Origin of the sequence: Streptomyces sp. NBC_01750, assembly GCF_035918095.1 — a bacterium.
Lineage (GTDB): Bacteria > Actinomycetota > Actinomycetes > Streptomycetales > Streptomycetaceae > Streptomyces.
In genome coordinates this window covers 5,344,204-5,364,457 of the sequence record NZ_CP109137.1, presented here as the reverse complement: position 1 = coordinate 5,364,457, position 20,254 = coordinate 5,344,204, and the positions used below count along the sequence as shown (strand labels likewise).

The 20,254-nt window shown below is 66.0% G+C and carries 30 protein-coding genes; 1 reads left to right on the top strand and 29 read right to left on the bottom strand.

Going from position 1 to position 20,254, the window contains the following annotated elements; all coding sequences use genetic code 11:
* The 27 genes from rpsM to rpsJ all read right to left on the bottom strand — a co-directional run bounded on the left by rpsM (position 1) and on the right by rpsJ (position 13,971).
* The gene (gene rpsM, locus OG966_RS24425) at positions 1 to 381 is read right to left on the bottom strand and encodes a 30S ribosomal protein S13 (protein WP_326651954.1); all 381 of its coding nucleotides are present in this window, start codon (positions 379 to 381) and stop codon (positions 1 to 3) included.
* Positions 382 to 570: 189 nt separating this feature from the next.
* Complete coding sequence (gene rpmJ, locus OG966_RS24420) at positions 571 to 684, bottom strand: 50S ribosomal protein L36 (RefSeq protein WP_003956441.1); 114 nt, start codon at positions 682 to 684, stop codon at positions 571 to 573.
* A 57-nt stretch (positions 685 to 741) separates the two neighbouring features.
* Positions 742 to 963: a translation initiation factor IF-1 gene (infA, locus tag OG966_RS24415; RefSeq protein WP_003956442.1), complete on the bottom strand. Its 222-nt coding sequence runs from the start codon at positions 961 to 963 to the stop codon at positions 742 to 744.
* A 140-nt stretch (positions 964 to 1,103) separates the two neighbouring features.
* Positions 1,104 to 1,946, bottom strand: coding sequence for a type I methionyl aminopeptidase (gene map / locus OG966_RS24410; protein ID WP_326651953.1), 843 nt, complete (start codon positions 1,944 to 1,946; stop codon positions 1,104 to 1,106).
* Between the two features lie 100 nt (positions 1,947 to 2,046).
* Positions 2,047 to 2,712: an adenylate kinase gene (locus OG966_RS24405; protein ID WP_326651952.1), complete on the bottom strand. Its 666-nt coding sequence runs from the start codon at positions 2,710 to 2,712 to the stop codon at positions 2,047 to 2,049.
* Positions 2,712 to 4,031 carry a preprotein translocase subunit SecY gene (gene secY, locus OG966_RS24400; protein WP_326651951.1) on the bottom strand — a complete coding sequence of 440 codons (1,320 nt, stop codon included), beginning with the start codon at positions 4,029 to 4,031 and terminating at the stop codon, positions 2,712 to 2,714. Before secY ends, OG966_RS24405 begins: the two co-directional genes overlap by 1 nt.
* 251 nt (positions 4,032 to 4,282) lie before the next feature.
* Positions 4,283 to 4,738 carry a 50S ribosomal protein L15 gene (gene rplO, locus OG966_RS24395; RefSeq protein ID WP_114037182.1) on the bottom strand — a complete coding sequence of 152 codons (456 nt, stop codon included), beginning with the start codon at positions 4,736 to 4,738 and terminating at the stop codon, positions 4,283 to 4,285.
* Between the two features lies 1 nt (position 4,739).
* Positions 4,740 to 4,922, bottom strand: a complete 183-nt coding sequence (gene rpmD, locus OG966_RS24390; protein ID WP_093594204.1) for a 50S ribosomal protein L30 — start codon at positions 4,920 to 4,922, stop codon at positions 4,740 to 4,742.
* A complete protein-coding gene (rpsE, locus tag OG966_RS24385; RefSeq protein ID WP_160506669.1) occupies positions 4,922 to 5,524 on the bottom strand; it encodes a 30S ribosomal protein S5 in 603 nt (200 codons plus the stop codon). Before rpsE ends, rpmD begins: the two co-directional genes overlap by 1 nt.
* A 46-nt stretch (positions 5,525 to 5,570) precedes the next feature.
* Positions 5,571 to 5,954 (bottom strand): 50S ribosomal protein L18, encoded by a 384-nt coding sequence (gene rplR, locus OG966_RS24380; protein ID WP_093799540.1) that lies wholly within the window; start codon positions 5,952 to 5,954, stop codon positions 5,571 to 5,573.
* A gap of 3 nt (positions 5,955 to 5,957) precedes the next feature.
* On the bottom strand, positions 5,958 to 6,497 hold the full coding sequence (rplF, locus tag OG966_RS24375; protein WP_108151519.1) for a 50S ribosomal protein L6: 540 nt from the start codon (positions 6,495 to 6,497) through the stop codon (positions 5,958 to 5,960).
* Between the two features lie 21 nt (positions 6,498 to 6,518).
* Positions 6,519 to 6,917 carry a 30S ribosomal protein S8 gene (rpsH, locus tag OG966_RS24370; RefSeq protein ID WP_003966947.1) on the bottom strand — a complete coding sequence of 133 codons (399 nt, stop codon included), beginning with the start codon at positions 6,915 to 6,917 and terminating at the stop codon, positions 6,519 to 6,521.
* Between the two features lie 210 nt (positions 6,918 to 7,127).
* Positions 7,128 to 7,313, bottom strand: coding sequence for a type Z 30S ribosomal protein S14 (locus OG966_RS24365; protein ID WP_003956452.1), 186 nt, complete (start codon positions 7,311 to 7,313; stop codon positions 7,128 to 7,130).
* A gap of 2 nt (positions 7,314 to 7,315) precedes the next feature.
* Positions 7,316 to 7,873: a 50S ribosomal protein L5 gene (gene rplE, locus OG966_RS24360; RefSeq protein ID WP_326651949.1), complete on the bottom strand. Its 558-nt coding sequence runs from the start codon at positions 7,871 to 7,873 to the stop codon at positions 7,316 to 7,318.
* Complete coding sequence (gene rplX, locus OG966_RS24355) at positions 7,873 to 8,196, bottom strand: 50S ribosomal protein L24 (protein ID WP_326651948.1); 324 nt, start codon at positions 8,194 to 8,196, stop codon at positions 7,873 to 7,875. Before rplX ends, rplE begins: the two co-directional genes overlap by 1 nt.
* Positions 8,197 to 8,198: 2 nt before the next feature.
* A complete protein-coding gene (gene rplN / locus OG966_RS24350; protein ID WP_023539336.1) occupies positions 8,199 to 8,567 on the bottom strand; it encodes a 50S ribosomal protein L14 in 369 nt (122 codons plus the stop codon).
* Between the two features lie 115 nt (positions 8,568 to 8,682).
* The gene (gene rpsQ / locus OG966_RS24345; protein WP_326651947.1) at positions 8,683 to 8,967 is read right to left on the bottom strand and encodes a 30S ribosomal protein S17; all 285 of its coding nucleotides are present in this window, start codon (positions 8,965 to 8,967) and stop codon (positions 8,683 to 8,685) included.
* On the bottom strand, positions 8,967 to 9,191 hold the full coding sequence (rpmC, locus tag OG966_RS24340) for a 50S ribosomal protein L29 (RefSeq protein WP_040024284.1): 225 nt from the start codon (positions 9,189 to 9,191) through the stop codon (positions 8,967 to 8,969). Before rpmC ends, rpsQ begins: the two co-directional genes overlap by 1 nt.
* Positions 9,191 to 9,610: a 50S ribosomal protein L16 gene (gene rplP / locus OG966_RS24335; protein WP_014047785.1), complete on the bottom strand. Its 420-nt coding sequence runs from the start codon at positions 9,608 to 9,610 to the stop codon at positions 9,191 to 9,193. Before rplP ends, rpmC begins: the two co-directional genes overlap by 1 nt.
* A gap of 5 nt (positions 9,611 to 9,615) precedes the next feature.
* A complete protein-coding gene (rpsC, locus tag OG966_RS24330; protein WP_307661679.1) occupies positions 9,616 to 10,467 on the bottom strand; it encodes a 30S ribosomal protein S3 in 852 nt (283 codons plus the stop codon).
* A complete protein-coding gene (gene rplV / locus OG966_RS24325; protein ID WP_004571827.1) occupies positions 10,467 to 10,814 on the bottom strand; it encodes a 50S ribosomal protein L22 in 348 nt (115 codons plus the stop codon). Before rplV ends, rpsC begins: the two co-directional genes overlap by 1 nt.
* Before the next feature lie 40 nt (positions 10,815 to 10,854).
* Positions 10,855 to 11,136 carry a 30S ribosomal protein S19 gene (gene rpsS, locus OG966_RS24320; RefSeq protein ID WP_003966956.1) on the bottom strand — a complete coding sequence of 94 codons (282 nt, stop codon included), beginning with the start codon at positions 11,134 to 11,136 and terminating at the stop codon, positions 10,855 to 10,857.
* 12 nt (positions 11,137 to 11,148) lie between these two features.
* Complete coding sequence (rplB, locus tag OG966_RS24315; protein WP_108151510.1) at positions 11,149 to 11,985, bottom strand: 50S ribosomal protein L2; 837 nt, start codon at positions 11,983 to 11,985, stop codon at positions 11,149 to 11,151.
* 39 nt (positions 11,986 to 12,024) lie between these two features.
* Positions 12,025 to 12,348: a 50S ribosomal protein L23 gene (gene rplW / locus OG966_RS24310; protein ID WP_326651946.1), complete on the bottom strand. Its 324-nt coding sequence runs from the start codon at positions 12,346 to 12,348 to the stop codon at positions 12,025 to 12,027.
* Positions 12,348 to 12,998, bottom strand: coding sequence for a 50S ribosomal protein L4 (rplD, locus tag OG966_RS24305; protein WP_326651945.1), 651 nt, complete (start codon positions 12,996 to 12,998; stop codon positions 12,348 to 12,350). Before rplD ends, rplW begins: the two co-directional genes overlap by 1 nt.
* Before the next feature lie 5 nt (positions 12,999 to 13,003).
* Entirely contained in the window at positions 13,004 to 13,648 is a 645-nt protein-coding gene (gene rplC / locus OG966_RS24300) for a 50S ribosomal protein L3 (RefSeq protein ID WP_326651944.1), read from the bottom strand.
* A gap of 14 nt (positions 13,649 to 13,662) precedes the next feature.
* Complete coding sequence (gene rpsJ / locus OG966_RS24295) at positions 13,663 to 13,971, bottom strand: 30S ribosomal protein S10 (protein WP_003948644.1); 309 nt, start codon at positions 13,969 to 13,971, stop codon at positions 13,663 to 13,665.
* A gap of 570 nt (positions 13,972 to 14,541) precedes the next feature.
* On the opposite strand from rpsJ, the gene OG966_RS24290 reads away from it, so the two are divergent.
* Positions 14,542 to 16,668 carry a PIG-L family deacetylase gene (locus tag OG966_RS24290; protein WP_326651943.1) on the top strand — a complete coding sequence of 709 codons (2,127 nt, stop codon included), beginning with the start codon at positions 14,542 to 14,544 and terminating at the stop codon, positions 16,666 to 16,668.
* A gap of 98 nt (positions 16,669 to 16,766) precedes the next feature.
* Here OG966_RS24290 and tuf read toward each other — a convergent pair whose 3' ends face one another.
* Positions 16,767 to 17,960: an elongation factor Tu gene (gene tuf, locus OG966_RS24285; protein WP_030351429.1), complete on the bottom strand. Its 1,194-nt coding sequence runs from the start codon at positions 17,958 to 17,960 to the stop codon at positions 16,767 to 16,769.
* Positions 17,961 to 18,121: 161 nt separating this feature from the next.
* On the bottom strand, positions 18,122 to 20,248 hold the full coding sequence (fusA, locus tag OG966_RS24280; protein WP_326651941.1) for an elongation factor G: 2,127 nt from the start codon (positions 20,246 to 20,248) through the stop codon (positions 18,122 to 18,124).
* Positions 20,249 to 20,254 lie beyond the last annotated feature (6 nt).

Sequence of the window (20,254 nt, the reverse complement as noted above, 5' to 3'; positions counted from 1 at the left end):
CTACTTCTTGCCCGGCTTCTTCTTGCCGGCGATCGCGCGACGCGGGCCCTTGCGGGTACGTGCGTTCGTGCTCGTGCGCTGACCGTGGACCGGCAGGCCACGGCGGTGCCGCAGACCCTGGTAGCAGCCGATCTCGACCTTGCGGCGAATGTCCGCCTGGACCTCGCGACGGAGGTCACCCTCGGTCTTGAGGTTGGCATCCACGTACTCGCGCAGCTTGACCAGGTCTTCCTCGGCCAGGTCACGAACGCGGGTGTTGGGGTCGACACCGGTGGCGGCGAGCGCTTCCTTGGACCGGGTGCGCCCGATACCGAAGACGTAGGTGAGGGCGATCTCAACGCGCTTTTCGCGCGGGAGGTCAACGCCGGAAAGGCGTGCCATTCATGGCTCCTGTTGATTTCGGAGGTCTTCCGCAGAGCGTTCCGTGGCCGCCGACCCGAAGAGGTGGGTGGTACGGACCAGGTCTCCGGCCTCCGCCGGAGGTATCGCCAGCCCTAGGGCCAGGCGGGCTCTGCGTATGTACTTTTTACGTGCGTCGCGCGAAGAACTGCGAGTGCAGGTGGTCGTGCGTCAGCCCTGGCGCTGCTTGTGGCGCAGGTTGTCGCAGATGACCATGACCCGGCCGTGACGGCGGATCACCTTGCACTTGTCGCAGATCTTCTTGACGCTCGGCTTGACCTTCATGGGGTGAGGTTCTCCGGGTCAGTGCCGGCACCCCACGTAATGGGGTGACAGCAAGATCTACTTGTACCGGTAGACGATCCGGCCACGCGTCAGGTCGTACGGAGACAGCTCCACGACGACCCGGTCGTCCGGAAGGATACGGATGTAATGCATCCGCATCTTGCCGGAGATGTGCGCGAGGACCTTGTGACCGTTCTGGAGTTCCACCTTGAACATGGCGTTCGGGAGGGACTCGATCACGGTGCCCTCAATTTCGATGGCACCTTGCTTCTTGGCCACGCTTCGCCTTTCGAATCGGCTACCTTGATCGACTCGCGCTACCGTATGCAGACACACGGATACACAAGAGCCGACGCATCAGTCTACGACAGGGCACTCGAAAAGACGAATCCGGCAAGTCTGCCCACCCGCGGAGATCCTTAAGCGGAGGCGAGGGGGTCGGGCGCGGCCGTGATGCCGAGCTCCGCCAGCTTGGCCCGGCCGCAGTCCGGCGCCGTCAGCACCAGCGGGCCCTCCTCGGTCAGCGCGATCGAGTGCTCCCAGTGCGAGGACCAGGTGCCGTCCGTGGTGATGACGGTCCACTCGTCCTGCAGGACCTCGGTGTGCGGGGTGCCGAGCGAGACCATCGGCTCGATCGCCAGGCAGAGACCGGGGACCAGCTTGGGGCCGCGGCCGCGCTTCTTCGAGACGTAGTTGAGCAGATGCGGGTCCATGTGCATCTCGGTGCCGATGCCGTGGCCGCCGTACTCCTCGATGATCCCGTACTTGCCGGTCGCGGGACGCGGCTGACGGCGGATGTACGTCTCGATGGCGCGGGAGACGTCGATCAGCCGGTTGCCGTTCTTCATCGCGGCGATGCCGGCCCACATCGACTCCTCGGTGACCCGGGAGAGCTCGATCAGCTCCGGTGCGTGGCCGGTGCCGACGAAGGCGGTGTACGCGGCGTCACCGTGCCAGCCGTCGATGACCGCGCCGGCGTCGATGGAGATGATGTCGCCGTCCTTGAGGACGGTCTTCTCGTCCGGGATGCCGTGGACGACAACCTCGTTGACCGAGGTGCAGATCGTCGCGGGGAACCCGCCGTACCCCAGAAAGTTGGACTTCGCACCGTGGTCGGCGATCACCTTGCGGGCGACCTCATCCAGATCCCTGGTGGTGGCGCCCGGCACCGCTGCCTCACGGGTGGCCGCGTGGATGGCCGCGACGACCAGCCCCGCCTCACGCATCTTCGCGATCTGCTCGGGGGTCTTGATCTGCACCATTGCGGCAGGCGCCTTTCTGGGTCGACTTGGCAAAGAGGCTACTCAACAATACGGCCGCGGCGCCCGTAGGACACCGCGGCCGTACGTGTGGCGGATCTGCTCAGGCCTGCGCGGCCCGGTCCACCTGAAGTGCTTCCATCGCCCGGGCCGTCACGTCCGTGACCTTGCCGAGCGCGGAGATGGTGACCACCAGGTCCTGGGCCCTGTAGTAGTCGATGATCGGCTCGGTCTGCGTGTGGTAGACCTCGAGCCGCGTGCGCACGGTCTCCTCGGAGTCGTCGTCGCGCTGGTACAGCTCGCCGCCGCACTCGTCGCAGACACCCTCGGCCTTCGGCGGGGAGTACGACACGTGGTAGACGTGCGCGCTGTTGTTGCGGCAGACACGACGGCCCGCGATCCGCTTCACGACCTCGTCCTCGGGGACCTCCAGGTCGAGCACGGCGTCCAGCTTCAGCCCCGCGCCCTTGAGGTAGTCGTCGAGCGCCTCGGCCTGGCCGACATTGCGCGGGAAGCCGTCAAGCAGGAAGCCGTTCTCGGCGTCCGGCTGCTGCAGGCGGTCCTTCGCCATCCCGACGGTGACCTCGTCGGGTACCAGCTTGCCGGCGTCCATGTACGCCTTGGCCTGCTTGCCGAGCTCCGTGCCCTGACTGATGTTGGCGCGGAAGAGGTCGCCCGTGGAGATGTGCGGGATCGACAGGTTCTTGGCAAGGAACGCAGCCTGCGTTCCCTTGCCGGCACCGGGCGGTCCGACGAGGACGATTCGCATCAGCGGAGGAACCCTTCGTAATTACGCTGCTGGAGCTGGCTCTCGATCTGCTTCACGGTCTCCAGACCCACACCCACGATGATGAGGATGCTCGTCCCGCCGAACGGGAAGTTCTGGTTCGCGCCTCCGAAGCCTGCCAACGCCATCGTCGGGACAAGAGCAATCAGACCCAGGTACAGCGAGCCCGGCCAAGTGATCCGGTTGAGCACGTAGCTCAGATACTCGGCAGTAGGGCGGCCAGCCCGGATGCCCGGGATGAAGCCACCATACTTCTTCATGTTGTCGGCGACTTCCTCGGGGTTGAACGAAATCGCCACATAGAAGAAGGCGAAGAACACGATCAGGAGGAAGTACGTGACGATGTAATACGGGTGGTCACCCTTGACGAAGTGCGTTTGGATCCAGGTCTTCCAGCCCGCTTGGGAGTTGGAGAACTGGGCGACCAGCGCCGGGATGTAGAGCAGCGACGACGCGAAGATGACGGGAATCACACCCGCCTGGTTGACCTTGAGCGGGATGTATGTGGACGTACCGCCGTACGACCGCCGCCCAATCATGCGCTTCGCGTACTGCACCGGGATACGGCGCTGAGCCTGCTCGACGAAGACCACCAGGGCGACCATCACGAAGCCGATCAGGATGACCGTGCCGAACTCGATCCAGCCCTTGGCGAGCTTGCCGGTCTGCTTGATCGCCCACAGGGCGCCCGGGAAGCCGGCGGCGATCGAGATGAACATCAGGATGGACATGCCGTTGCCGATGCCGCGGTCGGTGATGAGCTCACCGAGCCACATGACGGCCGCGGTGCCCGCGGTCATGGTCACCACCATGACGATGGTGGTGAAGATCGAGCGGTTGGGAACGATCTCGCTGGCGACCTGACAGTTCTGGAAGAGCGCACCGCTGCGGGCAGTGGCCACCAGGCCGGTGCCCTGCAGTACGGCGAGCGCCACCGTCAGGTAACGCGTGTACTGCGTGATCTTCGCCGTGCCGGCCGAACCCTCCTTCTTGAGGGCCTCCAGCCGTGGGATGACCACAGTCAGCAACTGCAGGATGATGCTCGCCGTGATGTACGGCATGATGCCGAGCGCGAAGATGGTGATCTGCAGCAGCGCCCCGCCACTGAACATGTTCACCAGGCCGAACAGGCTGTTATTGCCCTTCTGCGCCTGTTCGACACAGATCTGGACGTTCTGGTAGTTCACGCCAGGGACGGGAATGTGCGACCCGAGTCGGTACAGCACGATGATGCTGAGCGTGAAGAGCAGCTTCTTGCGCAGGTCGGGCGTCTTGAACGCCCGGGCGAACGCGGTGAGCACGGTGCCTCCTGCGACCCCCGCGCTACTGCGTCAGAGGTGACGGTATTGAGGATCGACGGATACGAATCAGGCAAACCCGCACGGTCTTGGTCGGACAGACCGAGCGGCCCGGGGGCAGAACCCCCTTTGTTTACAGCAACAGTGCACGCCACCTTACCGGCGACAGTGCTCCCCTAGGAACGACCAACCGGGGATGCCCCTTTTGGGAGGCATCCCCGGTCGGTTTTCAGCTTTCAGCCACTGAACTCGTCTCAGACGAGCTCGGTGACGGTGCCGCCGGCAGCGGCAATCTTCTCCTTGGCGGAGCCGGAGACGGCGTCAACCGTCACCTGCAGCGCCACGGAGATCTCGCCCTGGCCCAGGACCTTGACGAGGCTGTTCTTGCGCACCGCGCCCTTGGCGACCAGATCGGCCACCGTGACCTCTCCACCCTCGGGGTAGAGAGCGCCGAGCTTGTCCAGGTTCACGACCTGGTACTCGGTGCGGAACGGGTTCTTGAAGCCCTTGAGCTTCGGGAGACGCATGTGGAGGGGCATCTGCCCACCCTCGAAGCGCTCCGGAACCTGGTAACGGGCCTTGGTGCCCTTGGTACCACGACCTGCGGTCTTACCCTTGGACGCCTCGCCACGACCCACACGGGTCTTGGCGGTCTTGGCGCCCGGGGCAGGACGGAGGTTGTGGACCTTCAGCGGGTTCTGCTCCGCCATGTCAGTCGACCTCCTCAACCGTCACGAGGTGGCGGACGGTGTGCACCATTCCGCGGAACTCGGGGCGGTCATCCTTGACAACCACGTCGTGCAGGCGCTTGAGCCCGAGCGAACGAAGGGTGTCGCGGTGGTTCTGCTTGCTGCCGATGTACGACTTCGTCTGCGTGATCTTGAGGCGAGCCATTACGCACCCGCTCCCGCACGTGCACGAAGCAGAGCCGCGGGGGCGACGTCCTCGAGGGGCAGACCACGGCGAGCCGCGATCTCCTCGGGACGCTGCAGGCCCTTGAGGGCCGCCACGGTCGCGTGCACGATGTTGATCGCATTGGACGAGCCGAGCGACTTCGACAGGATGTCGTGAACGCCGGCGCACTCGAGCACGGCGCGCACCGGGCCACCGGCGATAACGCCGGTACCGGGGGAAGCCGGCTTGAGCAGGACGACGCCCGCAGCCTTCTCACCCGTGATCGGGTGAGGGATCGTGCCCTGGATACGCGGGACCTTGAAGAAGTTCTTCTTGGCCTCTTCCACGCCCTTGGCGATGGCCGCGGGAACTTCCTTGGCCTTGCCGTATCCGACACCTACGGTGCCGTCACCGTCGCCCACCACGACCAGCGCGGTGAAGCTGAAGCGGCGACCACCCTTGACAACCTTGGCGACGCGGTTGATCGCGACAACGCGCTCAACGTATGCGGTCTTCTCGGCGGCAGCGCCACCGTCGCGACCCTTCCGGTCCCGCCGCTCGCCGCCACCGGCACCGCTTCCGCGGCGCTGGGGTCCAGCCATTGGATTTACCTCTCTCTGTTACGTCCGTTAGTCCCGGAACCGGGGCTTAGAACTTCAGCCCGGCTTCGCGGGCGGCGTCAGCCAGAGCGGCAATGCGCCCGGCGTACCTGTTGCCACCGCGGTCGAACACGACGGCCTCGACACCGGCAGCCTTCGCACGCTCGGCGACAAGCGCGCCGACCTGCTGGGCCTGGGCGCTCTTGTCGCCCTCGCCACCACGGATCGAGGTGTCCAGGGTCGACGCCGACGCGAGCGTGTGGCCCGCGATGTCGTCGATGACCTGCGCAACGATGTTGCGGTTGGAGCGCGTCACGACCAGGCGCGGACGCTCCGGCGTACCGGAGACATGCTTGCGGACGCGGATGTGGCGGCGCTTGATGGCAGCGCGCTTGTACGCGTCGCCCTTGGCAATCTTTACACCGTATGCCATGGCTTACTTACCCGCCTTTCCGACCTTGCGGCGGATGACCTCGCCCGCGTACTTGACGCCCTTGGCCTTGTACGGGTCGGGCTTACGCAGCTTGCGGATGTTCGCGGCGACCTCGCCGACCTTCTGCTTGTCGATGCCCTCGACCGAGAACTTGGTCGGCGACTCGACCTTGAAGGAGATGCCCTCGGGCGCCTCCACGAGGATCGAGTGGCTGTAGCCGAGCTGGAACTCCAGGTTGGAGCCCTTCGCGGCGACGCGGTAACCGACACCGCTGATCTCGAGCGCCTTGACGTAACCCTGGGTCACGCCGGTGATCATGTTCGCCACCAGCGTGCGGGACAGGCCGTGCAGGGCCTTGTTCTGACGCTCGTCGTTCGGACGGGTGACGTTGAGAACGCCCTCCTCGCCCTTAACGATCTCGATCGGCGCGGCAACGGTGTGGGAGAGGGAACCCTTGGGGCCCTTCACGGCGACCGTACGGCCATCGATGGTGACGTCCACACCGGCGGGAACCTGGATGGGGAGCTTGCCGATTCGCGACATTAGCTTTTCCTCCGTTCCCTACTACCAGACGTAGGCGAGGACTTCCCCACCTACGCCCTTCTTGCCTGCCTGCTGGCCGGTCAGGAGACCGTGGGACGTGGAGATGATCGCCACGCCCAGGCCGCCAAGAACCTTCGGCAGGTTGGTGGACTTCGCGTACACGCGCAGACCCGGCTTGGAGATGCGCTTGATGCCGGCAATCGAACGCTCGCGGTTCGGGCCGAACTTCAGCTCCAGGACGAGGTTCTTGCCGACCTCGGCATCCTCGACCTTCCAGCCGGTGATGAAGCCCTCCTGCTGGAGGATCTCCGCGATGTGCGACTTGATCTTGCTGTGCGGCATCACGACGGAGTCGTGGTACGCCGAGTTCGCGTTACGCAGACGCGTGAGCATGTCTGCGATGGGATCAGTCATGGTCATGAATTGGCCTTCGGCCTCTCTCGCCGGGGTTTCCTGTATGCGCCATCCCTCTCCCCACTCATAGGCGGGACGGGTGCGGTGCGGGGACCTACGGCGTAGTAAGTCGGTCAGGGCGGCAGGCGCCCAACCCCACAAGCCTACGGCATGTGAGGGAGGGCTCCCGCCGACCAGATACTTACCGAGAGCCTCCGGTAATTCCCAAGTAGGGAATTACCAGGAGCTCTTGGTCACGCCCGGCAGCTCGCCACGGTGAGCCATCTCACGAAGGCACACGCGGCACAGGCCGAACTTGCGGTAGACGGAGTGGGGCCGGCCGCAGCGCTGGCAGCGGGTGTACGCGCGCACACCGAACTTCGGCTTGCGGGCGGCCTTAGCGATCAGAGCCTTCTTCGCCACGGTCAGTTCTCCTTGAACGGGAAGCCGAGGTGACGAAGCAGGGCACGACCCTCGTCGTCGTTGGTCGCCGTGGTGACCACGGTGATGTCCATGCCCCGGACCCGGTCGATCTTGTCCTGGTCGATCTCGTGGAACATGACCTGCTCCGTGAGACCGAAGGTGTAGTTGCCACGGCCGTCGAACTGCTTGGGCGACAGACCACGGAAGTCACGGATACGCGGCAGCGCGAGCGACAGCGTACGGTCCAGGAACTCCCACATGCGGTCACCGCGGAGGGTGACGTGGCAGCCGATCGGCTGACCCTCACGCAGCTTGAACTGCGCGATGGACTTCCGAGCCTTGGTGACGGCCGGCTTCTGGCCAGTGATCGTGGTGAGGTCGCGGATGGCGCCCTCGATCAGCTTGGAGTCGCGGGCGGCGTCGCCCACACCCATGTTGACCACGATCTTGACGAGACCGGGAATCTGCATGACGTTCTCGTACGAGAACTCCTCACGCAGCTTGCCCGTGATCTCCTCGCGGTACTTCGTCTTGAGACGCGGAGTGGTGGTGGTCGCCATCAGATGTCCTCACCCGTCCGCTTGGCAACGCGGATCTTGTTGCCCTCGTCGTCGAAGCGGTAACCGACGCGCGTGACGACCTTGTTGCCGTCCTTCTCCACGACGAGCTGAACGTTGCTCACGTGAATCGGAGCCTCGGTCGTCACAATGCCACCGGTCTGCGAACCGCGAGCGGTCTGGCCGGCCTTGGTGTGCTTCTTGACCCGGTTGACACCCTCGACGAGGACACGGTTCTCAACGGGGTAGGCCACGATGACCTTGCCCTGCTTGCCCTTGTCCTTACCGGTGATGACCTGAACCAGGTCGCCCTTCTTGATCTTCATGCTTACAGCACCTCCGGCGCGAGCGAGATGATCTTCATGAACTTCTTCTCGCGCAGCTCACGACCCACCGGGCCGAAGATACGGGTGCCGCGAGGGTCGCCGTCGTTCTTGAGAATGACGGCGGCGTTCTCGTCGAAGCGGATGTACGAGCCGTCCTGACGACGACGCTCCTTGACGGTGCGAACGATGACCGCCTTGATGACGTCACCCTTCTTCACGTTGCCACCGGGGATCGCGTCCTTGACGGTGGCGACGATGACGTCACCGATGCCCGCGTAGCGGCGACCGGAACCACCGAGAACACGGATGCAAAGGATCTCCTTGGCACCAGTGTTGTCGGCGACACGCAGTCGCGACTCCTGCTGGATCACGTCTATCTCCTGATCGTCTGCCGGTTCCCGGCGGGGGCCGGCTGCTTCTGAATGTCACAGCACAGCCCCCGCCGAGCCTGGCGGAACTGACTTGAAGGGTTACCCCTTCAAGTAATTACTTGGCCTTCTCGAGGATCTCGACGATGCGCCAGCGCTTGGTCGCCGACAGCGGACGCGTCTCCATGATGAGGACGCGGTCGCCGACGCCGGCAGCGTTCTGCTCGTCGTGCGCCTTGAGCTTGTTCGTACGGCGAATGACCTTGCCGTACAGCGCGTGCTTGACGCGGTCCTCGACAGCGACGACGACGGTCTTGTCCATCTTGTCGCTGACGACCAGACCCTCGCGGGTCTTGCGGAAACCGCGGTCGGTCTTGTTCTCGGTCACGTTGCTCTCGCTCATCAGGCGCTCTCCACCGTCTCGATGCCCAGCTCGCGCTCACGCATCAGGGTGTAGATCCGCGCGATGTCCTTGCGAACGGCCTTCAGCCGGCCGTGGTTCTCGAGCTGACCGGTCGCCGCCTGAAAGCGGAGGTTGAACAGCTCTTCCTTGGCCTCGCGAAGCTTGGCAACAAGCTCCTCGTCGCCCAGTTCGCGCAGCTCGGACGCCTTAGTAACGGCCGCCATCACGACTCACCTGCCTCGCGCCGCACGATCCGGCACTTCATCGGAAGCTTGTGAGCAGCGCGGGTAAGCGCCTCACGCGCAATCTTCTCGTTCGGGTAGGACAGCTCGAACATCACCCGACCGGGCTTGACGTTCGCGATCCACCACTCGGGGGAGCCCTTACCGGAACCCATGCGGGTCTCGGCAGGCTTCTTCGTCAGCGGGCGGTCCGGGTAGATGTTGATCCAGACCTTGCCGCCACGCTTGATGTGGCGGGTCATCGCGATACGAGCCGCCTCGATCTGGCGGTTGGTCACGTACGCCGGAGTGAGGGCCTGAATGCCGTACTCGCCGAACGCAACCTGCGTACCACCCTTGGACATACCGCTGCGCTTCGGGTGGTGCTGCTTGCGGTGCTTGACCCTACGGGGGATCAGCATTTCGGTCAGGCCTCCGTTCCGGTGCTCTCAGCAGCCGGAGCAGCGGCAGCGGCGGGAGCCTCGGCCTTGGGGGCCTCGGCTGCCGGCGCAGACTGCTGCGGCTTGCGACCACCGCGGCCGCCCCGCTCGCCACCACGACCGCCACGGCCACCGGCCGGACGGTCGCCGGCGCCACCACGGGCCGGGCGGTTACCCGCACGGGCCGCAGCGTTCTCGGCGCGGACCTCGGCGATGTTCTTGACGTCGCCCTTGTAGATCCAGACCTTCACACCGATACGGCCGAAGGTCGTCTTGGCCTCGAAGAAGCCGTAGTCGACGTTCGCACGGAGCGTGTGCAGGGGCACGCGGCCCTCGCGGTAGAACTCCGAGCGGGACATCTCGGCGCCGCCGAGACGGCCGCCGCACTGGATCTTGATGCCCTTGGCGCCGGCCTTCATCGTGCCCTGCATGCTCTTACGCATGGCGCGACGGAAGGAGACGCGGGAGGAGAGCTGCTCGGCGACGGCCTGGGCCACCAGCTGAGCGTCCACCTCGGGGTTCTTGACCTCGAGGATGTTCAGCTGGACCTGCTTGCCGGTCAGCTTCTCCAGCTCGCCACGGATGCGGTCGGCCTCGGCGCCACGGCGGCCGATGACGATGCCCGGGCGGGCGGTGTGGATGTCAACGCGGACGCGGTCGCGGGTGCGCTCGATCTCAACCTTCGAGATACCGGCTCGCTCCATGCCCTTCGTCATCATGCGACGAATGGCGACGTCTTCCTTGACGTAGTCCTTGTACAGCTTGTCGGCGTACCAACGGGACTTGAAGTCCGTGGTGATGCCGAGCCGGAACCCATGCGGGTTAACCTTCTGGCCCATTACCGGGTTCCTTCCTTGCTGCTGACGACCACGGTGATGTGGCTGGTCCGCTTACGGATCCGGTAGGCACGGCCCTGAGCACGCGGACGGAACCGCTTCAGGGTCGGGCCCTCGTCCACGTACGCCTCGCTGATGACCAGCGAAGAGGCGTCGGTGTGGTCGTAGTTGTGTGCAGCGTTGGCAATGGCGCTGTCAAGCACCTTGCCAACCGGCACGCTCGCGGCCTGCGGGGCGAAACGCAGGACCGCCTGAGCCTCCGTGGCATCCATGCCACGGATGAGGTCCACCACTCGGCGGGCCTTCATGGGCGTGACGCGGATGTACCGCGCCTGGGCCCTGGCTTCCATGGTTGTCCCTTCGGTGTAAGTCATAGTCAGTCACCCCGCGTTAGCGGCGCTTCGACTTCCGGTCGTCCTTGACGTGGCCGCGGAAGGTGCGAGTCGGCGAGAACTCGCCGAGCTTGTGGCCGACCATCGACTCGGTGACGAACACCGGGACGTGGATCTTGCCGTTGTGCACCGCGATCGTGTGGCCGAGCATGGCCGGGACGATCATCGAGCGACGGGACCAGGTCTTGATGACGTTCTTGGTGCCGGCTTCGTTCTGGACATCCACCTTCTTGATGAGGTGTCCGTCGACGAAGGGCCCCTTCTTGAGACTGCGCGGCATCTAAACCCGCTCCTAGCGCTTCTTGTTCGTCTTGCGGCGGCGGACGATGTACTTGCTCGATGCCTTCTTCGGCGAGCGAGTACGACCCTCCTTCTGACCCCACGGGCTGACCGGGTGGCGACCACCGGAGGTCTTGCCCTCACCACCACCGTGCGGGTGGTCAACCGGGTTCATCGCGACACCGCGGACGGTCGGGCGAACGCCCTTCCAGCGCAGACGGCCGGCCTTGCCCCAGTTGATGTTCGACTGCTCGGCGTTGCCGACCTCGCCAATGGTGGCGCGGCAGCGGGCGTCGACCAGCCGGATCTCACCGGACGGCATACGAAGGTGGGCCATCGTGCCCTCCTTCGCCAGCAGCTGCACAGAGGCACCCGCGGAACGGGCGAACTTCGCGCCGCCGCCGGGCCGCAGCTCGATGGCGTGGATGGTCGTACCGACCGGGATGTTGCGCAGCGCCAGGTTGTTGCCGGGCTTGATGTCGGCGGCCGGGCCGTTCTCGACACGGTCGCCCTGCGTCAGGCCCTTGGGCGCGATGATGTAGCGCTTCTCGCCGTCTGCGTAGTGCAGAAGCGCGATGCGCGCGGTGCGGTTCGGGTCGTACTCGATGTGAGCGACCTTGGCCGGCACGCCGTCCTTGTCGTGACGACGGAAGTCGATCACGCGGTAGGCGCGCTTGTGGCCACCGCCCTGGTGACGGACGGTCACACGACCGGTGTTGTTACGGCCGCCCTTGCTGTGCAGGGGGCGGACCAGCGACTTCTCCGGCGTGGACCGCGTGATCTCGACAAAGTCGGCGACGCTGGAGCCACGACGGCCCGGGGTCGTCGGCTTGTACTTGCGGATACCCATTTCTCAGTCCTCGTCCGATTCCGGACGACTCGACCTCCGTCAGGAGGTCGGGCCGCCGAAGATGTCGATACGGTCGCCCTCGGCAAGGGTCACGATGGCGCGCTTGGTGTTGGCGCGCTTGCCGAAACCGGTGCGGGTGCGCTTGCGCTTGCCCTGGCGGTTGATCGTGTTGACCCCGGTGACCTTGACCGAGAAGACCGCCTCGACGGCCTGCTTGATCTGGGTCTTGTTGGAGCCGGGCGCGACGATGAACGTGTACTTGTTCTCGTCGAGCAGGGCGTAGCTCTTCTCGGAAACAACCGGCTTGACGAGAACGTCGCGCGGGTCCGTGAAGGTCTTGCTGGTTACGGTCGCCTCGGACATCAGGCGTCGCTCCCTTCGGTCTCAGCGGCCTTGGGGCCAGACACGAAGGACTCGAAAGCGGCCTTGGTGAAGACCACGTCGTCCGAGACGAGCACGTCGTACGTGTTCAGCTGGCCCGGCTCCAGGAGGTGCACCTGGGGCAGGTTGCGGGCGGAGAGCCACGCGGCCTCGTCCGAGCGCTCGACAATCAGGAGCACGTTCTTGCGCTCGCTGACCTTGCCCAGCAGGGACTTGGCGGCCTTCGTGGAGATCTCGCCCTCGACCACGCCGGAAACGACGTGGATGCGGGAGTTGCGGGCCCGGTCGGTGAGGGCACCGCGCAGGGCGGCGGCCTTCATCTTCTTCGGGGTCCGCTGCGAGTAGTCACGCGGCGTGGGGCCGTGGACGACGCCACCGCCGGCGAACTGCGGCGCACGGGTCGAACCCTGACGGGCGCGGCCGGTGCCCTTCTGGCGGTAAGGCTTCTTGCCACCACCACGGACTTCGCCACGACGCTTGACCTTGTGCGTGCCCTGACGGGCAGCGGCCAGCTGCGCGACGACGACCTGGTGGATCAGCGGGATGCTGATCTTGGCGTCGAAGATCTCGGCCGGAAGCTCGACGGTCCCGGACTTGTCGCCGGAGGGCGACAGAATGTCAATGGTGCTCATAGTCCTCAGACCCCCTTGGCCGCAGTGCGGACGAGGACGAGGCCGCCGTTCGGACCAGGAACCGCGCCCTTGATGAGCAGCAGGCCCTTCTCCGCGTCAACCGCGTGGATGGTCAGGTTCTGGGTGGTGACCCGCTCGTTGCCCATGCGGCCCGCCATGCGCATGCCCTTGAAGACACGCCCAGGGGTGGCACAGCCACCGATGGAGCCGGGAGAGCGGTGCTTGCGCTGGGTACCGTGACCGGCGCCGAGGCCCTTGAAGTTGTGACGCTTCATGACACCGGCGAAGCCCTTGCCCTTGCTCTTGCCCGTGACGTCAACCTTGACGCCGGACTCGAACACCTCGGCAGTGATCTCCTGGCCGAGCGTGTACTCGCTGGCGTCGGAGGTACGGAGCTCCACCAGGTGGCGGCGCGGGGTCACGTCGGCCTTGGCGAAGTGGCCCTTGAGGGGCTTGTTCACCTTGCGCGGGTCGATCTCGCCGAAGGCGATCTGGACCGACTCGTAGCCGTCGGAGTCATTCGTACGGACCTGGGTAACGACGCAGGGCCCGGCCTTGACGACGGTCACCGGGACGACACGGTTGTTCTCGTCCCAGACCTGGGTCATGCCGAGCTTCTCGCCCAGGACGCCCTTGATCTGCTTTGCCATCTCTTCCGCGCCTCTCAGAGCTTGATCTCGATGTCAACGCCGGCCGGAAGGTCCAGGCGCATCAACGAGTCAACGGTCTTGGGCGTCGGGTCGAGAATGTCGATCAGGCGCTTGTGCGTGCGCATCTCGAAGTGCTCGCGCGAGTCCTTGTACTTGTGCGGCGACTTGATGACGCAGTACACGTTCTTCTCAGTGGGCAGCGGCACCGGGCCCGCGACCGACGCACCAGTGCGGGTCACCGTCTCGACGATCTTCTTCGCCGAGGAGTCGATGACCTCATGGTCGTAGGCCTTGAGCCGGATGCGGATCTTCTGTCCCGCCATGGCTACTAGTAGTCCTGTCTCTCGAAACGCTCTGGAACCCGAGGGCTGCGCTCATTGCAAGCGCCGTTCTCTCCGACCCACGCGGTCGGGCGTGTCGCATTCCCTCTACGAAGATCTCCCGAAGGATTTCCCAGCCAAGGGGTGCGGGCCTGAGACCGCGAGCCGGGGGAAAACTCCCACCGGGTGCCTGGTTTGCACCCCGCTGACACTTCCCGAAAGATTCCCGTACGTCCGCCTCAGCGCTGCCTTACGGCAGATGGGGCGACGAGTACTGTGGGACTCGCTTCCGGTCCTCCCGACGGGAGGCGCGCAGCATCGGCACTCAACCGAGCAACCTGGCTAGTGTGCCATATGGGGCAGAGCCCTGGCCAATCGCAGCCGGAGAGCGTACCCCACCGGCCCGCTCCGCACCCACAAGCAGCCGACGCCCAGGCAACCTTGCGTGTCGAAACGCCGTCTAGTTGAGCGCGGACCGGCTCTGACCAGCCCCTCCGCCATCATCTGAGATTAACGGTACGCAGCACGGGGGGCCCGTTTGCCCGCTGCGAGCGGAGCGGACGGAGCAGACAGATGCAGATCGCGCATGCCCTGGGGAAGGCTGCCGCGCGTTTCACCGGCCCGAGCAGACGAAATGTGCTCGCCGCCACAGCCGTTGTCGCCGTGGCGGCGGCCCTCAGCTCGTGTTCCGTGCCCGCACCGCGGCGCGCCGCTCCGACGGCCGACCCCGCGCCGGGCATGCCGATCTCCACCTCCCGGCGGGCGCAGCTGATGCAGATCCTGGCCCACCCGGACGACGATCTGTACTTCATGAACCCCGACACCCAGCGGATGCTGGACGCCGGGATTCCGCTGGTCTGCGTGTATGTCACCGCCGGCGAGGCGGACGGCGTCAACAAGGCGCCCGGCCGGCCGCAACCGACCGCCGACAAGAGGGCGTACTCCTCCGCACGCCACCAGGGGCTGCGGCAGGCGTACGCGACACTGCTCGGGCTGCCCAGGTTCACCGACTGGCAGCAGGGCGTCGCCACGCTGCGTGGCGACCGGCGCGCCGAGATAAACACTCTTGCCAACGGCTCCCGCCGGGTCGAGCTGATCTTCCTCAACCTCGCGATGCACACCACGCGCGGCGGCCGCATGGGCCTGCCCGCCCTGTGGAAGGACCGGGAGCAGAATCTCCCGACCGTCATCGCCGACGACTCCACCGTGCGCAAGCCGGGCACGTACGACTACGACCAGCTCATCGACGTACTCGTGGGGCTGCTGGACCGCTACCGGCCCACGGTCGTGCAGACCCTGGACCCCGACCCGGACATCCAGCACAGCGACGAGGCGACCCGCAAGAAGGACAGCGAGCAGCGCGGCTACTCGGACCATGCGGACCACACCGCGGTGGCCTCCTTCAGCTGGGCCGCCCTGGTGCGCTGGGTGGCCGAGGCGACCCAGGAGGGCGGCCGGGTGCCCGCCTTCGTCGCCACGTCGTTCCGCGGTTACTACAACCGCCACTGGCCCAAGAACCTGCCGGAGAGCGTGCTCAGGCACAAGGCCGCCAATCTGGTCCCGTACGGCGGCGCCCCCGACTGGAAGTGCGGCAATGCCGCGGGCTGCGGCGACTACAACGTCGGCGGCAAGCGTCCGCTGACCAACAAGAAGGGCTGGGTGCGCTCCACCCACTACCGCTACCCGGGCGCGCGCCCGGCGGTCGCCGCGCAGCCCGACGGCAGGCTCGCCGCCTACGGAGTACTGGGGCTGCGCGCGGTGCGCTGGCTCGAGAGCGAGCGCGGCAGCGGTCGCTGGGGCGACCCGGACGACCTCGGCGGTGGTCCGCTCGCGCCGACGCTCGGCGCGGCGACGCTGAAGGACGGTCGGCAGCTGCTCTTCGGGCTGCGCTTCTCGGCTCTCGGCGGCCGCGGCGGCGCCAACAGCAGGGAGATCGTGCTGCTGGAACAGCGTTCCGCGGGCGGCCCCTTCCTGCCGTGGCAGGGGCTGGGCAATCCGGAGCGCGGCGACGACCGGGGCCGGCGGATCGGCGTGCCGGTGGCGGTCACGGCCCCCGACGGCCGCGTCCATCTCTTCGTACGCAACGCGGACCAGGGCATCAGCACACGGATCCGCGACACGGAGGGCCGCTGGGACCGCTGGGAAGACCTTCAGGGCGGCGAGATTCAGGACGGACTGTCCACGGTGGTGGACGGGACCGGGCGCGTACATGTCTTCGGTGCCGGGCACGACAGCGTGCACCACTGGACACAGGACGCGCCGGGACAGCCGCTCACCCACCAGCCCGCCGGGCCGCTGCCGGTCCCCGTGGACAGTCCCACCGCGGTGGCCGGCCGGAACGGCACCGTGGAGCTGCTGTACCGCGTGGAGCGTGTCACGAAGTCCGGGGGCCCCGGGACGGCCTCCCCCGCGCTGACATCCGTACGCCCCGACGGCGTCCGCACCCCCGGCGTCCGCTTCGACGGCTACGGTCCGGTGAGCGCGGCGGCGGCCCCGCACGGACCGGTACTCCTCGGCAAGGACCTCGACGGGCAGCTCCAACTGCGGGTCGCGGGAAGGGTGTTGACCCACAGGAAGGGCACACTGCCGTCGCTGGACACACCGGCTCTGCACCTGGGCGGCTCGGGTGCCACCGTCGTGGGCCTGGGAGCGGACGCTCACCCCTGGACCTGGTCGCCCGAGGCGGGAACCGCCGGCTAGCCACGGCCTCGCGGGCGGCAACGCAACGCGAAGGGCCCCGCACCAGTGGTGCGGGGCCCTTGCTGATGCTCCGGGGAGCAACCAGGTCAGATCAGCAATTACTTGTTGATCTTGGTGACCTGGCCGGCGCCGACGGTCCGGCCACCCTCACGGATGGCGAACTTGAGGCCCTCCTCCATGGCGACGGGCTGGATCAGCTCGACGGTCATGACGGTGTTGTCGCCCGGCATGACCATCTCGGTGCCCTCGGGGAGGGTCACCACGCCGGTCACGTCCGTGGTACGGAAGTAGAACTGCGGGCGGTAGTTGTTGAAGAACGGGGTGTGACGGCCACCCTCGTCCTTCGACAGGATGTAGGCCTGGGCCTCGAAGCTGGTGTGCGGCGTAACCGAACCCGGCTTGATGATGACCTGGCCGCGCTCGACATCCTCGCGCTTGATGCCACGGAGGAGCAGACCGACGTTCTCACCGGCCTGGCCCTCGTCGAGCAGCTTGCGGAACATCTCGATGCCGGTGACCGTGGTGGTGGTCTTCTCGGTCTTGATACCGACGATGTCGACGGTCTCGTTGACCTTGAGGACGCCACGCTCGATACGACCGGTGACGACGGTGCCACGACCGGTGATCGTGAAGACGTCCTCGATCGGCATCAGGAACGGCTTGTCGACGTCACGCTCGGGCTGCGGGATGGACTCGTCAACGGCCTTCATCAGGTCGAGAACGGTCTGGCCCCACTCGGCGTCGCCCTCGAGCGCCTTGAGCGCCGAGACCTTGACGACCGGCAGGTCGTCGCCCGGGAACTCGTACTCGGAGAGGAGCTCACGCACCTCGAGCTCGACGAGCTCCAGGATCTCCTCGTCGTCCACCATGTCGGCCTTGTTCAGGGCGACAACGATGTACGGAACGCCGACCTGGCGGGCCAGGAGCACGTGCTCCTTGGTCTGCGGCATCGGGCCGTCGGTGGCGGCGACCACGAGGATGGCGCCGTCCATCTGCGCCGCACCCGTGATCATGTTCTTGATGTAGTCCGCGTGACCGGGGCAGTCGACGTGCGCGTAGTGACGCGACTCGGTCTGGTACTCGACGTGCGCGATGGAGATGGTGATACCGCGCTGGCGCTCCTCAGGAGCCTTGTCGATCTGGTCGAAGGCCGAGGCCTCGTTCAGGTCCGGGTACGCGTCATGCAGCACCTTGGTAATGGCGGCCGTGAGGGTCGTCTTACCGTGGTCAATGTGACCGATGGTGCCGATGTTGACGTGCGGCTTAGTCCGCTCGAACTTCGCCTTCGCCACTGGGTCCTCCTGTGGAGTGGTTCTGTACGCCTTGCTTCATCGGCGCCAGGTGATCTTTGCTGGGATGCCGGGGCCCGGGGGCGTCCGCCGCATTGCTCTCGCTCTGCGCCGGACGCCCGTCCAGGCACCGGTGACAAGCCTAAAGCGTGAACTCCGAAGAGTTACTCGCCCTTGGCCTTCGCGATGATCTCCTCGGCGACGTTCCGCGGAACCTCGGCGTAGGAGTCGAACTGCATCGAGTAGCTTGCGCGACCCGAGGTCTTGCTGCGGAGGTCTCCGACGTAGCCGAACATCTCCGAGAGGGGCACGAGGCCCTTCACGACGCGAGCACCGCTGCGCTCGTCCATGGCCTGGATCTGGCCACGGCGGGAGTTGAGGTCGCCGATCACATCGCCCATGTAGTCCTCGGGCGTGGTGACCTCGACGGCCATCATCGGCTCGAGGAGCACGGGGGACGCCTTGCGGGCACCCTCCTTGAACGCCTGCGAACCAGCGATCTTGAACGCGAGTTCGGAGGAGTCGACCTCGTGGTAACCACCGTCGAGAAGGGTGACGCGGACGCCCACCATCTCGTAGCCGGCCAGGATGCCGAACTGCATGGCTTCCTGCGCACCCGCGTCCACCGAAGGGATGTACTCACGGGGGATGCGGCCACCGGTGACCTTGTTCACGAACTCGTAGGTCGCGTCGCCGCCCTCGATGGGCTCCAGCGCGATCTGCACCTTCGCGAACTGACCGGTACCACCGGTCTGCTTCTTGTGCGTGTAGTCGATACGCTCGACGGCCTTGCGGATCGTCTCGCGGTACGCGACCTGCGGCTTGCCGACGTTCGCCTCGACGCGGAACTCGCGCCGCATGCGGTCGACGAGCACCTCGAGGTGAAGCTCACCCATACCACCGATGATGGTCTGGCCGGTCTCCTCGTCCGAGTGGACCTGGAAGGAGGGGTCCTCCTCCGCGAGACGCTGGATGGCAACACCCAGCTTCTCCTGGTCACCCTTGGACTTGGGCTCGATCGCGACCTGGATGACCGGCGCCGGGAAGTCCATGGACTCCAGGATCACCGCGTTCTTGTCGTCGCACAGCGTCTCACCAGTGGTGGTCTGCTTCAGGCCCATGACGGCGACGATGTCACCGGCGCCCACCGACTCGATCTCCTCACGCTTGTTCGCGTGCATACGGTAGATCTTGCCGATGCGCTCCTTCTTGCCCTTGGTGGGGTTCAGCACAGCGGTGCCGGACTCCAGGCGACCCGAGTAGACCCGGATGAAGGTGAGCTTGCCCAGGTGCGGGTCGCTCGCGATCTTGAAGGCCAGGGCGGCCAGCGGCTCGTCGTCGGACGGGCGGCGCGTGATGACCTTCTCCGGGTCCTTGACGTCGTGGCCCTCAATGCCTTCGACGTCCAGGGGGGAGGGGAGGTAGCGCACAACCGCGTCGAGCAGGGGCTGAACGCCCTTGTTCTTGAACGCGGTACCGCAGAAGACGGGGGTGACGGTGGTGCCGCCGCCCTTGCCGGACGCGATGGTGATACGACGGATCGCCTGGTAGAGCTGCTCCTCGGTGGGCTCTTCGCCCTCGAGGTACAGCTCCATCATCTGGTCGTCGTTCTCCGAGACGGCCTCGAGCAGCTTGCCGCGCCATTCCTCGGCAGCCTCGGTGTGCGTGGCCGGGATGTCGACGACGTCGTACATCTCGCCCTTGGTGGCCTCGGCGGACCAGACCAGAGCCTTCATACGAACCAGGTCGATGACGCCCTTGAAGTCCGCCTCGGCACCGATCGGCAGCTGCATCACGATCGGGGTCGCGCCGAGGCGGTCCACGATCATGTCGACACAGCGGTGGAACTCGGCACCGGTGCGGTCGAGCTTGTTGACGAAGCAGATACGCGGAACGCCGTAGCGGTCCGCCTGACGCCACACAGTCTCGGACTGCGGCTCAACGCCGGCGACACCGTCGAACACCGTGACGGCACCGTCGAGCACTCGGAGCGAACGCTCCACCTCGACCGTGAAGTCGACGTGACCCGGGGTGTCGATGATGTTGATGGTGTGATCGACGTCCTCGAGCGGCCAGTGACAGGTCGTCGCGGCGGACGTGATCGTAATGCCGCGCTCCTGCTCCTGCTCCATCCAGTCCATCGTGGCAGCGCCGTCGTGGACCTCACCGATCTTGTAGCTCACACCGGTGTAAAACAGGATGCGCTCGGTGGTCGTCGTCTTGCCCGCGTCGATGTGGGCCATGATCCCAATGTTGCGGACCTTGGCCAGGTCAAGCGAAGTGGTGGCCATAAGGCT

Excerpts from the sequence above, each read along its gene's own strand:
- OG966_RS24290 (WP_326651943.1), top strand. The coding sequence starts at position 14,542 with ATGCAGATCGCGCATGCCCTGGGGAAGGCTGCCGCGCGTTTCACCGGC.
- rpsH (WP_003966947.1), bottom strand. The coding sequence starts at position 6,917 with ATGACCATGACTGATCCCATCGCAGACATGCTCACGCGTCTGCGTAAC.
- rplE (WP_326651949.1), bottom strand. The coding sequence starts at position 7,873 with ATGGCGACCACCACCACTCCGCGTCTCAAGACGAAGTACCGCGAGGAG.
- rpsQ (WP_326651947.1), bottom strand. The coding sequence starts at position 8,967 with ATGAGCGAGAGCAACGTGACCGAGAACAAGACCGACCGCGGTTTCCGC.
- fusA (WP_326651941.1), bottom strand. The coding sequence starts at position 20,248 with ATGGCCACCACTTCGCTTGACCTGGCCAAGGTCCGCAACATTGGGATC.
- rpmD (WP_093594204.1), bottom strand. The coding sequence starts at position 4,922 with ATGGCTCGCCTCAAGATCACGCAGACGAAGTCGTACATCGGCAGCAAG.
- rpsC (WP_307661679.1), bottom strand. The coding sequence starts at position 10,467 with ATGGGCCAGAAGGTTAACCCGCATGGGTTCCGGCTCGGCATCACCACG.
- rplD (WP_326651945.1), bottom strand. The coding sequence starts at position 12,998 with ATGAGCACCATTGACATTCTGTCGCCCTCCGGCGACAAGTCCGGGACC.
- rpsM (WP_326651954.1), bottom strand. The coding sequence starts at position 381 with ATGGCACGCCTTTCCGGCGTTGACCTCCCGCGCGAAAAGCGCGTTGAG.
- rpmJ (WP_003956441.1), bottom strand. The coding sequence starts at position 684 with ATGAAGGTCAAGCCGAGCGTCAAGAAGATCTGCGACAAGTGCAAGGTG.
- map (WP_326651953.1), bottom strand. The coding sequence starts at position 1,946 with ATGGTGCAGATCAAGACCCCCGAGCAGATCGCGAAGATGCGTGAGGCG.
- rpmC (WP_040024284.1), bottom strand. The coding sequence starts at position 9,191 with ATGGCGGCCGTTACTAAGGCGTCCGAGCTGCGCGAACTGGGCGACGAG.
- rpsE (WP_160506669.1), bottom strand. The coding sequence starts at position 5,524 with ATGGCTGGACCCCAGCGCCGCGGAAGCGGTGCCGGTGGCGGCGAGCGG.
- rplX (WP_326651948.1), bottom strand. The coding sequence starts at position 8,196 with ATGAAGATCAAGAAGGGCGACCTGGTTCAGGTCATCACCGGTAAGGAC.
- OG966_RS24405 (WP_326651952.1), bottom strand. The coding sequence starts at position 2,712 with ATGCGAATCGTCCTCGTCGGACCGCCCGGTGCCGGCAAGGGAACGCAG.
- rplO (WP_114037182.1), bottom strand. The coding sequence starts at position 4,738 with ATGGCGGAGCAGAACCCGCTGAAGGTCCACAACCTCCGTCCTGCCCCG.
- rpsS (WP_003966956.1), bottom strand. The coding sequence starts at position 11,136 with ATGCCGCGCAGTCTCAAGAAGGGGCCCTTCGTCGACGGACACCTCATC.
- rplW (WP_326651946.1), bottom strand. The coding sequence starts at position 12,348 with ATGTCCGAGGCGACCGTAACCAGCAAGACCTTCACGGACCCGCGCGAC.
- rplF (WP_108151519.1), bottom strand. The coding sequence starts at position 6,497 with ATGTCGCGAATCGGCAAGCTCCCCATCCAGGTTCCCGCCGGTGTGGAC.
- rpsJ (WP_003948644.1), bottom strand. The coding sequence starts at position 13,971 with ATGGCGGGACAGAAGATCCGCATCCGGCTCAAGGCCTACGACCATGAG.
- rplB (WP_108151510.1), bottom strand. The coding sequence starts at position 11,985 with ATGGGTATCCGCAAGTACAAGCCGACGACCCCGGGCCGTCGTGGCTCC.
- rplP (WP_014047785.1), bottom strand. The coding sequence starts at position 9,610 with ATGCTGATCCCCCGTAGGGTCAAGCACCGCAAGCAGCACCACCCGAAG.
- rplC (WP_326651944.1), bottom strand. The coding sequence starts at position 13,648 with ATGGCAAAGCAGATCAAGGGCGTCCTGGGCGAGAAGCTCGGCATGACC.
- rplV (WP_004571827.1), bottom strand. The coding sequence starts at position 10,814 with ATGGAAGCCAGGGCCCAGGCGCGGTACATCCGCGTCACGCCCATGAAG.
- rplR (WP_093799540.1), bottom strand. The coding sequence starts at position 5,954 with ATGGCATACGGTGTAAAGATTGCCAAGGGCGACGCGTACAAGCGCGCT.